Origin of the sequence: Chryseobacterium salviniae (assembly GCF_035819015.1) — a bacterium.
Taxonomy (GTDB): Bacteria; Bacteroidota; Bacteroidia; order Flavobacteriales; family Weeksellaceae; genus Chryseobacterium; species Chryseobacterium salviniae.
In genome coordinates this window covers 1-14445 of record NZ_JAYLAA010000052.1, presented here as the reverse complement: position 1 = coordinate 14445, position 14445 = coordinate 1, and the positions used below count along the sequence as shown (strand labels likewise).

Annotated in this window: 13 protein-coding genes; 5 read left to right on the top strand and 8 right to left on the bottom strand. The window is 37.8% G+C overall.

What is annotated here, in order from left to right; genetic code table 11:
- Positions 1-225 precede the first annotated feature (225 nt).
- From SOP96_RS16790 to SOP96_RS16775, 4 genes are all read left to right on the top strand, one after another.
- A complete protein-coding gene (locus tag SOP96_RS16790; RefSeq protein ID WP_326322052.1) occupies positions 226-1914 on the top strand; it encodes a DUF6909 family protein in 1689 nt (562 codons plus the stop codon).
- A 155-nt stretch (positions 1915-2069) separates the two neighbouring features.
- Positions 2070-2549, top strand: coding sequence for a DUF1572 domain-containing protein (locus tag SOP96_RS16785; protein WP_326322051.1), 480 nt, complete (start codon positions 2070-2072; stop codon positions 2547-2549).
- A gap of 137 nt (positions 2550-2686) precedes the next feature.
- Positions 2687-4528, top strand: a complete 1842-nt coding sequence (locus SOP96_RS16780) for a M1 family metallopeptidase (protein WP_326322050.1) — start codon at positions 2687-2689, stop codon at positions 4526-4528.
- A 156-nt stretch (positions 4529-4684) separates the two neighbouring features.
- Positions 4685-5452: a type III pantothenate kinase gene (locus SOP96_RS16775; protein ID WP_326322049.1), complete on the top strand. Its 768-nt coding sequence runs from the start codon at positions 4685-4687 to the stop codon at positions 5450-5452.
- A gap of 276 nt (positions 5453-5728) precedes the next feature.
- Here SOP96_RS16775 and SOP96_RS16770 read toward each other — a convergent pair whose 3' ends face one another.
- From SOP96_RS16770 to SOP96_RS16745, 6 genes are all read right to left on the bottom strand, one after another.
- On the bottom strand, positions 5729-6160 hold the full coding sequence (locus tag SOP96_RS16770) for a nucleoside deaminase (RefSeq protein ID WP_326322048.1): 432 nt from the start codon (positions 6158-6160) through the stop codon (positions 5729-5731).
- Positions 6160-6792, bottom strand: a complete 633-nt coding sequence (locus SOP96_RS16765) for an energy transducer TonB (RefSeq protein WP_326322047.1) — start codon at positions 6790-6792, stop codon at positions 6160-6162. Before SOP96_RS16765 ends, SOP96_RS16770 begins: the two co-directional genes overlap by 1 nt.
- A gap of 43 nt (positions 6793-6835) precedes the next feature.
- Complete coding sequence (locus SOP96_RS16760) at positions 6836-7756, bottom strand: helix-turn-helix transcriptional regulator (protein WP_326322046.1); 921 nt, start codon at positions 7754-7756, stop codon at positions 6836-6838.
- Between the two features lie 217 nt (positions 7757-7973).
- The gene (locus SOP96_RS16755; RefSeq protein WP_326322045.1) at positions 7974-8156 is read right to left on the bottom strand and encodes a hypothetical protein; all 183 of its coding nucleotides are present in this window, start codon (positions 8154-8156) and stop codon (positions 7974-7976) included.
- A 177-nt stretch (positions 8157-8333) separates the two neighbouring features.
- Positions 8334-9371 (bottom strand): patatin-like phospholipase family protein, encoded by a 1038-nt coding sequence (locus tag SOP96_RS16750; protein WP_326322044.1) that lies wholly within the window; start codon positions 9369-9371, stop codon positions 8334-8336.
- 188 nt (positions 9372-9559) lie between these two features.
- Positions 9560-10060 carry a M15 family metallopeptidase gene (locus SOP96_RS16745; protein WP_326322043.1) on the bottom strand — a complete coding sequence of 167 codons (501 nt, stop codon included), beginning with the start codon at positions 10058-10060 and terminating at the stop codon, positions 9560-9562.
- Positions 10061-10241: 181 nt separating this feature from the next.
- Here SOP96_RS16745 and SOP96_RS16740 point away from each other — a divergent pair, with 181 nt between their 5' ends.
- Entirely contained in the window at positions 10242-11513 is a 1272-nt protein-coding gene (locus SOP96_RS16740; protein ID WP_326322042.1) for a Y-family DNA polymerase, read from the top strand.
- Here SOP96_RS16740 and SOP96_RS16735 read toward each other — a convergent pair.
- On the bottom strand, positions 11510-12646 hold the full coding sequence (locus SOP96_RS16735) for a serine hydrolase domain-containing protein (RefSeq protein WP_326322041.1): 1137 nt from the start codon (positions 12644-12646) through the stop codon (positions 11510-11512). The two genes, SOP96_RS16740 and SOP96_RS16735, sit on opposite strands and share 4 nt — an antisense overlap.
- Positions 12647-12746: 100 nt before the next feature.
- Entirely contained in the window at positions 12747-14288 is a 1542-nt protein-coding gene (locus SOP96_RS16730; protein WP_326322040.1) for a glycine--tRNA ligase, read from the bottom strand.
- Between the last annotated feature and the right edge of the window lie 157 nt (positions 14289-14445).

Sequence of the window (14445 nt, the reverse complement as noted above, 5' to 3'; positions counted from 1 at the left end):
CCCCCCCCCCCCCCCCCCCCGAAAACAAAAAAGATACAGCAGAAAGCGGGAAAAAGCTCCTGATTAACTTCGCAATTAATGAAGGATTTGATTGTTTTTTGACATTGCTTCTTACAATTTCAAAGACTATAAATAACATTCCGTTATATTATGTTAAGCCATTTATTAAAAGACACTTAAAATAATTTAGTTGGAGATTTTGTATATTTGTGTGAAATTTATTTTATGACAAATTCTAGAGCTAGAGAAACAACGGAAGCAATTGAAAGATTGTATATTTCTATGAGACACCTCTTTTACAGAGGTTTTTTTAAACCTGCCGGTGTTTCGGGGGAGACGATCAGAAGTTTGTTACAGACCATCAATCCGGAGATCTATGGAAGTATGAACGTTGCAAGTAAACTGGAACTGAACGGTTTGATGTATGTGCTGGACAGGCTTCCTGAAGGGATTGAAGAATGTGCTTTCATTCATCTTACCTCGGATGAAGGGTTTGATAAAGGAAGTTTCGAACCGATTGTTCCCAAAAAGAGAAGAAGAAACTGCTACAGGATCGATGAACACCAGATGAATATCGAAGTGCTTTTAGGCCGTTCAGAAATCTATGATATTCTTACCCATTTAACTTTCTTATTTATAGAAGCAGATAAAGTTAGGAATCTGGCTTTCATTCAGGATGAAAACTGGAAACCGACACGGGCATTCAAAATAATAGAAGAAGTAGTAAAAGGAGAAAAGAAATTCAGCAGAAAAGAAAAAGAAGTAGCATTGATTCATTTGTCTTCTTTGATAGGAAGAACTTTTGATGAAACACTGAATGCTTATAATACTTTCGGAGAAGACAGCAATCCGGACCGTCTTTTCAAAATCATTTATAATTTGGCAAAAGTAAGCCTTGAAGATGCAAAGCAGACCAGAGAACGCGAAATCCATTTCAGTGCTATTTTAAAGGAAAGAGTAGGGCATCATTATTTCGGCGAAAAGTGGGCTCAAAAAGTGAAAGAAGTTCTGTACGAAAACGATCTTCACATGCGTCCGCTCCATATTATTTCAGCCAATATGCATTCGGTGAAAAATATGCTGTATGCCAATGAAGCATTGAAGAAAAAAGATCATAAAGCGGATTACAAGCTTTATGGTGAAATTTCTGATAAAAAAGAGCTTCGCGACAAAGTTTCAAAATATGCGCTGGAGCAGGGCATGATCTATATTAATGACAAAAGCGGAAGTAATATCGATGTACAGATCATTGACCTGAGCAAAACTGAACTTAAAAATACACCATTCCAGGATATTAAATTCGGAGGTAATGATGTGATCATGGTTTTTGATTATGCTTTCGGAGAGCAGGCTTTTGAAGTAATGGATGAATTACTTAGGCCTTTTGAGCATAAAGGCGAAGTCTATATGATGAAGGTAAAATCTGTTTCCATTATGGGAAAAGCAGGAATTCTCGCCGGCGGAAAAGGAGATATTATGATTCCTACCGCTCATATTTTTGAAGGAACAGCCGATAATTATCCTTTCGAAAATGCTTTAAAGCTGGAAGATTTCAAGGATGATGAACTACAGGCTTTTGAAGGGCCAATGATTACCGTATTGGGGACTTCACTGCAAAACAGGGATATTCTTTCTTATTTTATGAACACTTCGTGGAAAGCAATTGGTCTTGAAATGGAAGGAGCGCATTACCAGAAAGCCATTCAGGTAGCTTCCAAAATCAGACATCATATCACACCGGATCTTTTTGTAATGTATGCATATTACGCTTCAGATAATCCGCTTGAAACAGGAAGCACGCTTTCTTCGGGTGGTTTAGGACTAACAGGTGTAAAACCAACGTATCTCATTACGTTAAGAATCTTAGAAAAAATCTTACAAAGCGGAAAAAAAGAAATTCCGGCTAAAAAATAATTCTTTATTATAATAAGCTAAATCCTTCAAGGTTTCAAAAACCTTGAAGGATTTTTTTATTTACCACGAATTGCAAAAATTTTGTGTTAAAAATTGTGTTTTTTATTTGAGAAAATTGTGTTTAGAAAACTTATCTTTAAAAAAAATAAAAGCAAATGAGCTCAACATCACAGTTAGCCAAAAGATTCAGGGAAGTATTGCTGGATGGTCTCTGGATTGCCAATACCAATTTTAAAGATCAGCTTTCTGAGGTGACTTGGGAACAGGCAACAACAAAAATAGGCTCTCTCAACACCATAGCCATGCTTACTTTTCACATTGATTATTATATTGCAGGACTGGTTAATGTTTTTGAGGGCGGTGATCTGGAAATCAGAGATCAATACAGTTTCAATCTTCCTCCTATTGACTCTCACGAAGAATGGGAAAACCTTAAAAGTAAATTATGGGATGACGCTGAGAAATTTGTGATATTACTAGAACAAATGCCGAATTCCAGAATGAACGAAGTTTTTGTGGATGAAAAATACGGAACCTATCTCAGAAATATCGACGGAATGATTGAGCATTGCTATTATCATTTAGGACAGATTACTTTGATTAAAAAACTGCTTAAACAAAAAGAATCTGCATAATCTGGAAAATCAGCGGGAAAATTTAACAATCCAAATAATTTTAATCTAAACTTTATCAATAAAACAAAACCTCAACAATAATTACAATTTTTGAGGTTTTATTTAAATACTTACCTTTAGAAAAATAAATTTTATACATGAAAAGATCTTTTGCAATACTGTTTGCGTTTATCATGTCTCAGTTTCAGGCTCAGCAGGGGCCTTATTATCAGCAGAGTGCGAAGTACAAAATGGATATTGATGTTAATGCTGAAAAATTCACTTATGAAGGCAAACAAACCCTAGATTATAAAAACAACTCGCCAGACCAAATCGATGTCGTGTATTTCCATTTATACTGGAATGCTTTTAAGCCCAACTCCATGATGGATCAAAGAGTTGCCGGACAAGGAAAAAACGGTGACTCAAGATTGCAGAAAGATGGGGTTTCCAGGCTTGCTTCTATTCCGAAAGATCAGGAAGGAGCTCAGAATATCCACTGGATTAAGCAAAATGGCAAAACCCTGAAATTCGAAATTCAGGAAACAGTAATGAAAGTTTATCTGGCAGAACCGATACAGCCAAATTCTTCAACGACCTTTGCCTTGGAGTGGGATGCTGTAATTCCACAGCAGATCAGAAGAAGCGGAAGGAATAACAGGGAAGGTGTCGATATGACCATGACGCAATGGTATCCTAAAATTGCAGAATATGATTACGACGGATGGGCAACATTCGATTATATTGGAAGAGAGTTTCATGCCCCGTTCGCAGATTTTGATGTAACCATTAAGATCAACAAAGATTATGTTGTCGGAGCAGGTGGAATCTTGGAAAATCCTTCAGAAGTAAAAGGATATGATCCAAATGCAAAAATTAAAGCAGATAAAAATAAAACCACCTGGAGATGGACGGCGAAAAATATTTTAGATTTCGCGTGGGCTGCAGATAAAGATTATATTGTAAAAAGTTTTGATGTTCCGCAAGGGCCGAAAGTTTTCCTGGTGTACCAGAATAACGATAAAACAAAAGTCTGGGAAGAAGCACAGCCTTACCTTAAAAAATATTTTCAGCTGATGAATAGCCGTTTTGGAAAATATGTGTATCCAACCTATGCTTTCATTCAGGGAGGCGACGGTGGAATGGAATACGGAATGTGTACCATGATTTTAGGGGAAGCTCAGGATATTGAAGGACTCATGGGATTAATGGCTCATGAAGGTGCTCACTCGTGGTACCAGCAGATGTTGGCTACCAACGAGCCAATGCGCCCGTGGATGGATGAAGGTTTCACCAGCTACGCCGAGGGGTATGTGATGAATCAATTATTTCCGCCGGCGCAGGAACTTCCGAATCCGTTCGTGAATTCAATCAACGGATACCGCAATTTTATCAAAAGAGGAATTGAAGAACCTGCAGTATGGCTTGGAGATCATCACGACAACGGTACTTCCTACACCTATGCTTCTTACGTAAAGGGTGAATTATATCTTGTTCAGCTTGGTTATATTATGGGTGAACAGAATTTAGCGGAAACCCTGAAGCAGTATTACGATCAGTGGGTACTGAAGCATCCTTCCGACAGAGATTTCCTGCATATTGCCCAGAAAGTTTCGGGGATGGATCTGAAGTGGTTTCATCATTACTGGATCAATACTACAAAAACAATTGATTATGCCATCAAAGATGTAAAATATGATGCCAAATCTACAACCATTACTTTAGTTAATAACGGTCAGGTTCCGATGCCGGTGGATTTCAGCGTTATTACGAAAGATAATAAGCTGGTTAATTATCAGATACCGATGAATATGACGCATACCTGGAAAGAAAAGGATGTGTACGGCGAGTTTAAAACAATGCCTTACTGGCCGTGGACTCAAAAAGAATATACGATTACCGTTCCTTACAGCAAATCGCAGCTTGCTGCCATAGGAATCGATTTCAGCCAGAGACTTGCGGATGTAAATCCAAATGATAATGTTATTGAAGTGAAATAATTTAATTGAAATTAAATGAAAACCCCTGAAGAAATATTTTTTTTTTCGGGGGTTTTTTGGAAGTATTAAAACTTATCATCACATTATAAAGCAGGCTTATATAAAATTATTAAATTTAGGGCTTCAAATAATTAGAGATTCAATTACAGTAAATAAATGAATTCAATTGTAATCAATGTAGGAAACAGCAATATCAGATTCGGTCTTTTTAATGACGACAACTGTGATATTTCCTGGGTGATCAATACCAAGCCTTACAGGACGGCCGATGAGCTGTACGTACAGATGCTGATGTTGTATCAAACCTATAAAATTCAGCCGAAAGAAATTGATAAAATAATCATGGGTTCTGTGGTGCCACAGCTTACAAAAGTGATGAGCTCGGCCATCAGGAAAATTCACGGGATCAATCCGGTAATTGTGGACAGAAATACGCCTTCCGGAGTGGTTGCAAAATCCAAGCAGATGGGAACCGATATTTATGCCAATCTTGTTGCGGCACATAACATGTATCCGGACCGGAAAAAAATAGTTTTGGATTTCGGGACTGCCCTTACGGCAAGCTGCGTGGCAGAAAACGGTGAAACATTAGGCGTAATCATCGCTCCGGGTATCGTTACTGCTTTAAATTCTCTCATCAGGCAGACGGCCCAGCTTCCGGAAATAGAACTGGTAAAGCCGAAAACCGTTTTAGGATTGGATACCGTTACCTGTATGCAAAGCGGAATGGTATACGGATTTTTAGGAATGGTGGAAGGATTTATAGACCGAATCAATGATGAGGTGGAAGACAAATGTTTTGTTGTAGCTACAGGAGGAGTATCCCATGTTTATAAGCCTTTAACCGATAAAATCCATGTGATGGACCGCCTTCATACGTTGAAAGGGCTGTACTTTTTGGGAAAAGATTTAGAGGCTGTTTAAATTTTACTAAATAAATTTTTGTAAGTTTTTTCTTAATTAAATAAACTTTGTTTATTCTTTTATATAACATTAAGAATTTTAGTGAGTTAGACTTTATTAAAGTTAAGGAATCAATAAATTGATTTTATTAAGTTTTTAAGCTAAGTTGCTTAATTCCTTAATGTTAAAATAAATTATAAATTTAAACAGACCCTTATAAATTTAGATTAAGGTTAAATTTGAGTAATTTATTTTCGATTCAGCTAAAGTTTTGTTAAATCTTAAACTTAATTTTCACTATCTCTTAGCCTTAAAAAATTCTTTAACAACGGAAGAGCATTCATTTTCCATAATCCCGGTTATGATTTCTGTTTTGGGATGAAGGCTAAGATGTTTGTTAATAAAACCGCGCTGTTCGTCTCTTGCACCGATAACCACTTTTGAAATCTGTGCCCAGGAAAGCGCTCCGGAACACATCACACAGGGTTCCAGGGTGACATACAGTGTACAATTAATAAGATATTTTCCGCCGAGGAAATTTGCTGCGGAAGTAATGGCCTGCATTTCCGCATGAGCCGTCACATCATTTAAAGTTTCAGTAAGGTTGTGTGCTCTTGCAATGACCCGGTTGTTGGAAACCACCACACAGCCAATAGGAACTTCATCTTTTTCAAGGGCGAGCTGTGCTTCGGCGATCGCCATTTTCATAAAATATTCTTCGGTAAACATTATTCTTCAAGTTTCATCGTTAAAGGAAGCCGGAAACGGTATCGTACAGGATTTCCATTGATAACGGCCGGAGAAAATTTCCTGGAAACGGAATATAATGCAATTTCAGCCTGCCTATTGAACGTAAAATTCTCTCCCTGCGCCTCAACATTGGTTATGCTGCCGTCTTTTTCCACGATGAAAGCAACATCTGTTCTGATGGTTTTAATTTCGGAATAAACACCTCCAAGATAGAACAGATCGGAAACCTCCTTTCTGAGTTCATTCATACCTCCGGGATAATCTGCTGCTTTGTCAGCCACTACATTTGGTGTTACAGAAGCTTCCAACGCTGTATTGGTTTTGATGATGCGCAGTCTTGCAAGATCCTCAAGATTTTTTGTCTTTAACAAAACGGCAGTCAATGCAACATTTTCTACGCTGTCCATTTTCTGCATGAATAGCAAGTAATCATTTCTTATAGAAGCTTTATGAAAATTGTTTGTTTCGGCATCAAATTTTTTTTTGAATTCCTGTCCCAGCATAGAACGATGCTGTTTGTAGTATTGTTTAACAAGCCTGAACTCTTCGGTCTGCTGCGAAAAGCAAAAAGAAGAAATAAGGCAACACAGATAGGGAAGCAGGAATTTCACTTTGATATATTTATGTAAATATAATCAAAAAATCGATGCTTTTTTAATCTTTCAGATAACGATTCAGGGATTCTTGCAGATGAGTCCGGATTTCATCAACTAAAACTTTCGGTTCTAAAACCTGAACCTCTTTTCCGTAGGATAAAATTTCCTGCATAAAATCGTAGGTGGGGTGAAGGAAGAACTCAAAATAGATCTCTTCCGGAGTTTCTTTGATTTCTTTTTGCGATTGATGAAGCGGAAAGCTTTTGATATATTCACCCTGATGCCTGCTGCATTTCAGGACAATTTTCTGAGGATTCTGGGCGGTAAGATTCATGACACCGAAAGCATTTTTAAAATGTTCCCTGAAATTATATTTGTACTTTTCCTTAAATTGCTTCTCATTCACATCAAGATAATTAATTCTGTCCAGCCCGAAAGATTTCAGCATTTTGTCCTTGGTGTCAATAGCAATGAGGTACCACCGGTCTTTGGATTCCTTTAATGCTAAAGGATGAACCTTTCTGGAAGTCATTAGCTTATTTTTATAATTATAATGCTCAAATGAGACGATTCTTTTATTTCTGATGGCAAAAAACAGATCATAAAAATGTTCAACTCCCGTTGGTTTTCGGCTTTCAAAAAAGATAAAATCCGAAAAATCCGGATGAAGATTCAGGGCGTTGCTAACCTGGAAGGATTCGAGCAATTTCTGGTTATATTCATCTACTTCCATGATGGGACGGCTCTCAATATAATACCGGTTGTCGCCTTTCTTTTTGTTGTGGATGGAAAGATTAAACAGATCTGAAATTTCTCGTATGTCCCTTTGCAACGTCCGTATCGAATAGCTTTTGATTCCTGCGTCCTGAAATTCAAAAGAATTAAGCAGGTAATCTTCCAGCTGCGGATAAGTAGCAGGGGAGCTTTCTAACCTTTTAATGATCAGGGCATATCTAGTCAGGTAAAAATCTTTTTTCATTCGGATAGATTTACAGCTATTAATTTCGAATACAACGCGGGCGTTTCATAGTTATATTCTTAAGACAAATATAGAGGCTTAATGCGACAAAACGTGTCGTGTTTTATTTTTGTGGATAAGTTTTCAACATCAATTTTCAATACTGTTTAATCCTAAAAAATATAAAACTCCGCAGTATTGGGGGTCTGCGGAGTTTTTGGAATATTTATGTGAAAGGTTAATTAGTTACAAATTCATCTTCAGGAATATCATTTTCAAAATCATCCCTGAAGAAGGTTTCAATATCATTGAGGTAATTTTCGTAATCGTTTTCTGTGTTCTCGATATCGCTCCAGTCAATAGTATAAAGGTGTCCATCAGAAGCAGTATCAGTATGTTGATTGGGTGTTTCCGTTTCCATGTTATGTAATTTGAAGATTAATAATTTGGGTGTTCATGGTTATTGTTTTTAATCCTGAATCAAAAATACTATGCGCATGCGTCAAAACTTGACGTATAAAAAATTAATTCTAAAATTAATTCTAAAATTAATTTATAAGTATTATAGCTTATTTTTCGGGTTTATAAGCTGAAAAGCTTATATTTTATTTTTAATCAGTTTCTGAACAATTTCATTAAGGACATTTCGGTTGTCATCAATATAGCAGAGTCCGGCCTGTATTAAATTCTCAATATTAGATCTTCTTACATTATCCATTGCCGGAGAGGCATTTTTCAATGAAGGATTGAGACGGTAATAATTTTTCTGATTGCGTTGCCCCAGTGTATCAAACATCTGGCGAAGCTGATAATCTACCGTTTCTGCATTAGCAGACATTAATATATCAATAATAGGATTTACCCAGCTTATTTTCCCGGCCTTTTCCAGCTTTTTGAAGGAATATGACCTTGATTCAACACCTGTTCCGATGGAGATGATAATCATGTCATTCACCATAGGATGATTGGCTTTCTGATGATTCTTCAATACTTCTGCAAAAGGAATTTTCCGGGCTTCTGCATATGCGCAGAGTGATGGATTATTGGCGAACATACCACCGTCTATCAAGCTGAAAATCTGTCCGTACAACGATTTGATCTGAACGGGCGAGAAATAAGTGGGTGCTGCTGAAGTTGCCCTGCAGACATCTTTTACATAAAAATTATCCGTATTAATACGGGCTTTCCAGGAGTTAAAGAGTTTGGCTCTTCTGTTTTCAATATCATAGCTTGTTATTAAACATGGTTTTATGAGTTCCTTCAATTCTAAATTTCCAAAAAAGTCATTCAGATTTTTTTCAAGTGCTTCCTGGGATATTTTTTCGTTAATCAATCCAAAAGGATTAATCAGCCTTTCCCAAAAAGAAACCTGGAATATGTCGCCACCTTTTTCGGCATAAAGCTCCAGTCCTTTTTGGATGGAATATTTTGCTTTTCGGTGTTCATCGGGACATAGAATAATAGATGCAATCAGACCGCCTGTACTGCTTCCGGCAACAAAATCAAAATAATCACCGAGTCTGGCTCCCGGCTTATCATAAATCTGCAGCTGTTCTTCTATGTAACGCAGAATAATGCAGGTGATAATTCCCCTGATTCCGCCCCCGTCCAAAGAAAGAATGGTTGTCTTTTTCATTTGTTTTTTTGCTTTTTTCCGAGAAAACCTTCCCAGTTAAAGACGATGAAAACCAATAGATTCCGAGAATGGCTATTGGTTTTTTCATTGTGTATAGAGATGATTTTGGTGTTTTCTCTAAAGCAAAAGTAGTACGGGAAAGCGACAGAACTTGTCGTGTTTAAAATAATTTTTCAAATAAAAGGGAATTAAAATACCACGTAATCATTTTCATCCCGTTTCATTTTAATAAGTTTTCGCCAGCTTGTTTTTATCAGTCCCTTCTCCGTAAGAATTTCTTTTTTTTCAAAATGAGGAAGGTCTCTGAAAGTTTTCCAGTTGCCGCCCCAATCCCAGCCATATTTGGCGAAAATCTTTACACATTCGTACCAGTCAGCTACCTGATCGTTGTCCCAGTCTTTTACCGTGTCCCAATTGGCGGTTTTTCCATCAATCATCATGCAGATATCAACGGCAAGTCCGTAATTGTGAATGCTCTGGCCGGCTTTGGCATTGGTTACTTTTTTTCCTGAAGTTATTCTTCCGATGGCGTACAGCTTTTCCTGCTCTTCAAAGCTTCTCAGCCCTTGCGTGATTCTTACTTTTGCCCTTCCGGTTAAGGCTTCGTCACAATCTTTAATAATCTGTTTGACCTCTTCCCTTACGAGAGGGTGAAGTTTTTTAATTCTCTGTAATGTTACTTTATCCATATCAGCAATTTAGCGTTTTAAAAAACAAAATTACAGCTGCACAGCGACAGAACTTGACGTATTAAAATAAATTTAAATAATTGTATATCAGTATATTAAATTTAATGTTAAAATTTAGATTAAACATAATATATATGATAAAAGTTATAATTTTGTGTATTGAAATGTCCTGTTTTTTGTTATGTATGCCTTGGTAGACTGTAATAATTTCTTTGTTTCGTGCGAACGGACTCTGGATCCTGAGCTTGAAAATAAGCCTGTTGTTGTGCTTTCCAACAACGACGGATGCGTTGTGTCCCGAAGCAGAGAAGCCAAGGATTTGGGCATTCCTATGGCAGCGCCGGCTTTTAAATATAAGGAACTGTTCAAAGAACATGATGTGAAAAGCTTTTCTGCAAAATTTGAATTGTACAACTTTAAAAGCCAGCAGGTTATTGAGATTGCAAAATCCTATGTGCTGGATCATGAAGTGTATAGTATTGATGAGCTGTTCTTAGATTTTACAGGTTTTAAATACATCAATATCCACGATTATTGTATTGAGATTAAAAACAAAATCCGGGAGGAAGCAAATATTCCTGTCAGTATCGGGATTGCACCAACAAAAACTTTATGCAAAGTCGCCAACAGAATTGTAAAAAAATTCCCGGATAAATTTGACGGCGTGTTTACACTGGATTCACCTGAAAAAATTGAGAAAGCTTTAAAATGGCTGGATATTGGGGACGTGTGGGGAATTGGCCGCAGGCTTGCCATAAAAATGCACGATAATGGTGTTCATAAAGCCTGGGATTTGTTGCAGAAGCCGGAAATGTGGGTGCGTAAAATAATGGGTATTCACGGCGTAAGAATGATTAATGAACTTAAAGGAATCCGCCAGCTGGAACTGGATGCGCCGTCTCCGAAAAAATCTATTGCGGTAACCAGAAGTTTTATGGAAATGCTGACCAAAAAAGAAGACGTGCGCGAAAGGGTAGAAACTTTCGGAATGTACTGTTCCGAAAGATTGAGAAAGCAGAATACCTGCTGTAAAATGATAACGGTTTTTGTACAGACCAACCGTTTTCGGAAAGATTTGCCGGAATATAAAAATACCGTTACAAAAATCCTTCCGAATCCAACCAATTCTTCCATACTGATAGGAAGAGTAGTGAATGATCTCTTTGAGGAAGTTTTCAAAGAAGGATTTCATTATAAAAAGGCAGGAGTAATCGTGAATGATTTCGTGCCAGAAGACCAAAGATTGATAAATTTGTTTGAAGAAGATACCCAAAACCAGCATCTCCCGGTAATGAAAGCCATGGATGCGATGAATAAAAAGTTTGGAAAAGATAAAGTCCGTCTGGGAAGCATGAGCGGAGAAAATACCTACGGGAGAAAACAAATGTCCCCGGAATATGAAGCGTTCCTGAAAAACAATACTTTTACGGAAGCCAATTTCAGGTTCCATTAATCTGCAAATAAGTGTACCATCTCGTTTACCAGAAACTTTACCTGATCGGGTCTGCCGCGGTCGTTTTTCGGAAGATTGTTGTAGCTTCCTGTTCTTACAATCACCATATTGTGTTCAGGAACCATGATGATGTATTGTCCCTGCAGTCCTAAAAAATAATAATGTTTAATCGGATTATCATAATTGATCCAGAATCCCATTCCGTAAATTTCATTGGATTTTTGTGTAGGGTTCCGCATTTGGTTAACAAAATCAAGATTCAGGATTTGTTGGGCTCCTGCTTTTCCATCATTCAGGAATAACTGTCCGAGCTTTGCAAAATCCCTTGTGGTAGCATGAATGCAGCAATACGTTTTTTCCATCCCGCTTTTATCGGTGCTCCATTCTGCATCTTGTTCCATCCCAAGCGGAGTCCAGAATTTTTCTGATAAATAACCTGAAAGCGATTGATTAATTGCTTTTCTTACAGCAAAACCCAACAGCTGGGTAGAGCCGCTCTGATACTCAAACCTTTCTCCCGGTTGCTGTTTGAATTTTCTTGAAAAAGTAGCTTTTATAAGGCTGCTTCCGTAGTATGCTTTTGCGTTTGGTAGAAACGGATTTTTATAATCTTCCTCCCAGTTCAGGCCAGATTCCATTTGTGCGAGGTTTTTCAGTGATAATTGTTCAGCAAATTCTTTGTTTTTAAATTCAGGAAAATAATCAGAAAACTTATCATCAATACTTTTAATTTTTCCTTCTTCAACAGCTTTTCCGAAAAGCATCACGGTAACAGCTTTTGCCATCGAGAAAGAATTGGTCTTTGAGAATTCATTATAGCCGTTCCAGTATTGTTCATGAATGATCTTCCCGTTCTTTACCACAAGAAAAGATGCGGTGTTGGAATGATTCAGGTCTTCAACGATGTTTTTAGGTAATGGCTTTTTGTTGTATTCGGGATGTTTTTCCCATGGAATGGGATTTCCGGCAGCAATTACATTGTAGGAGAAAAATTTGCCGTCATCAATATGTGCGCTCATTTTTCCTTTCAGGTAAGTTTTCGAAATTCCATTGAACAGGTAGCTGTATCCTAAAAGATAAAAAAGTACTGCGGCAATTATAATAGACGTAACAAAATAAATAAAAATCATCATATCAACAGATCTTAAAACAAATGTAAGCTAAATTTAAAGATATCGGACAAAACCGGATTTTTAGCAAAAATAAAAGCCCTGATTTCTCAAGGCTTTTTATTTATATTTTTGAAAGTAAATTTCTGAAATTGGTCTTTTCATCAATGATTCTCCTTAGTTCGGAAACCGGAACTCTTTCCTGCTGCATGGTGTCTCTGTCTCTGATCGTTACCGTATGATCTGTTAAGGAATCGTGGTCGATCGTGATACAGTAAGGTGTTCCGATCGCATCCTGTCTTCTGTAGCGCTTTCCGATGGCATCTTTTTCTTCGTAGAATAAATTGAAATCGTATTTCAGGTCATTGAAAATCTGTTCTGCGTACTCCGCTAATCCGTCTTTCTTCATCAACGGCAGAATGGCTGCTTTAATCGGTGCTAACGCCGGAGGCAACGATAAAACCGTTCTTTCTGAACCGTCTTCTAAAGTTTCGTCTCTTAAACAATGAGAGAATAAAGCTAAAAACAATCGGTCTAAACCAACTGAAGTTTCCACCACATACGGAACATAATTTTCGTTTCTTTCCGGATCGAAGAATTGTAATTTCCTTCCGGAGAATTTTTCATGAGCCTTCAAATCGAAATCCGTTCTGGAGTGAATACCTTCCAGCTCTTTAAATCCGAACGGGAAATTAAACTCAATATCAGCCGCAGCGTTGGCGTAGTGCGCCAGCTTTTCATGATCGTGGAACCTGTAATTTTCATCTCCTAAACCTAAAGCCAAATGCCAGTTAAGTCGTTTCTGCTTCCATTGTTCATAGAATTCCAGCTCTGTTCCCGGAGCAACGAAGAACTGCATTTCCATCTGTTCAAATTCACGCATCCTGAAAATAAACTGTCTTGCAACGATCTCATTTCTGAATGCTTTACCGATTTGTGCAATACCGAAAGGAAGTCTGTGGCGTGATGTTTTCTGTACGTTTAAAAAGTTAACGAAAATCCCCTGAGCGGTTTCCGGTCTTAAATACAGATCCATCGCAGAATCTGCTGAAGCTCCCAGCTTGGTCCCGAACATCAGGTTGAACTGTCGTACTTCCGTCCAGTTTTTAGAACCCGTATCCGGATCAGCAATTTCCAGCTCTTCAATCAAGGCTTTTACATCAGCAAGGTCTTCATTTTCCAGCGATTTTGCCAGCCTTGAAAGAATAGCTTCTCTCTTTGCTCTATATTCCAAAACTTTCGGGTTCGTGGCCACAAACTGGTCTTTATCAAAAGCCTCTCCGAATCTTTTGGCTGCTTTTTCAATTTCTTTGTTTTCTTTATCCTCAATTTTAGCGCAGTAATCTTCTACTAAAACGTCCGCTCTGAAACGTTTTTTAGAATCTTTATTGTCAATCAACGGATCGTTAAAAGCGTCTACGTGGCCCGATGCTTTCCATGTGGTAGGATGCATCAGGATTGCTGAATCAATGCCCACAATATTTTCATTAAGCTGCACCATGGCTTTCCACCAGTACTGCTTGATGTTGTTTTTGAGTTCGGCACCGTTCTGTCCATAATCGTAAACAGCGGATAAACCATCGTAGATCTCACTCGAAGGGAAAATAAAACCATATTCTTTAGCGTGAGAAATCACTTTCTTGAAAACATCTTCTTGCTTTGCCATAATTTTAACGTCTGAATTTGCAAAAATAGTGAAAATGTGGGAAGTTAGAAGTTTTTATAATACAGATTTTTAGGAGTCGGGAACCTGCTTTCGCTACTCGCTATTTTCTTTGGTTACGGCGGCGCGGCGAAGCCGCGCCCCCCGAACCAAAGAAAAT

Bases quoted from the DNA above. Each gene is read 5' to 3' on its own strand.
- SOP96_RS16790 (WP_326322052.1), top strand. From the start codon at position 226: ATGACAAATTCTAGAGCTAGAGAAACAACGGAAGCAATTGAAAGATTG.
- SOP96_RS16785 (WP_326322051.1), top strand. From the start codon at position 2,070: ATGAGCTCAACATCACAGTTAGCCAAAAGATTCAGGGAAGTATTGCTG.
- SOP96_RS16730 (WP_326322040.1), bottom strand. From the start codon at position 14,288: ATGGCAAAGCAAGAAGATGTTTTCAAGAAAGTGATTTCTCACGCTAAA.
- SOP96_RS16750 (WP_326322044.1), bottom strand. From the start codon at position 9,371: ATGAAAAAGACAACCATTCTTTCTTTGGACGGGGGCGGAATCAGGGGA.
- SOP96_RS16745 (WP_326322043.1), bottom strand. From the start codon at position 10,060: ATGGATAAAGTAACATTACAGAGAATTAAAAAACTTCACCCTCTCGTA.
- SOP96_RS16740 (WP_326322042.1), top strand. From the start codon at position 10,242: ATGTATGCCTTGGTAGACTGTAATAATTTCTTTGTTTCGTGCGAACGG.
- SOP96_RS16775 (WP_326322049.1), top strand. From the start codon at position 4,685: ATGAATTCAATTGTAATCAATGTAGGAAACAGCAATATCAGATTCGGT.
- SOP96_RS16760 (WP_326322046.1), bottom strand. From the start codon at position 7,756: ATGAAAAAAGATTTTTACCTGACTAGATATGCCCTGATCATTAAAAGG.
- SOP96_RS16755 (WP_326322045.1), bottom strand. From the start codon at position 8,156: ATGGAAACGGAAACACCCAATCAACATACTGATACTGCTTCTGATGGA.
- SOP96_RS16770 (WP_326322048.1), bottom strand. From the start codon at position 6,160: ATGTTTACCGAAGAATATTTTATGAAAATGGCGATCGCCGAAGCACAG.
- SOP96_RS16780 (WP_326322050.1), top strand. From the start codon at position 2,687: ATGAAAAGATCTTTTGCAATACTGTTTGCGTTTATCATGTCTCAGTTT.
- SOP96_RS16735 (WP_326322041.1), bottom strand. From the start codon at position 12,646: ATGATGATTTTTATTTATTTTGTTACGTCTATTATAATTGCCGCAGTA.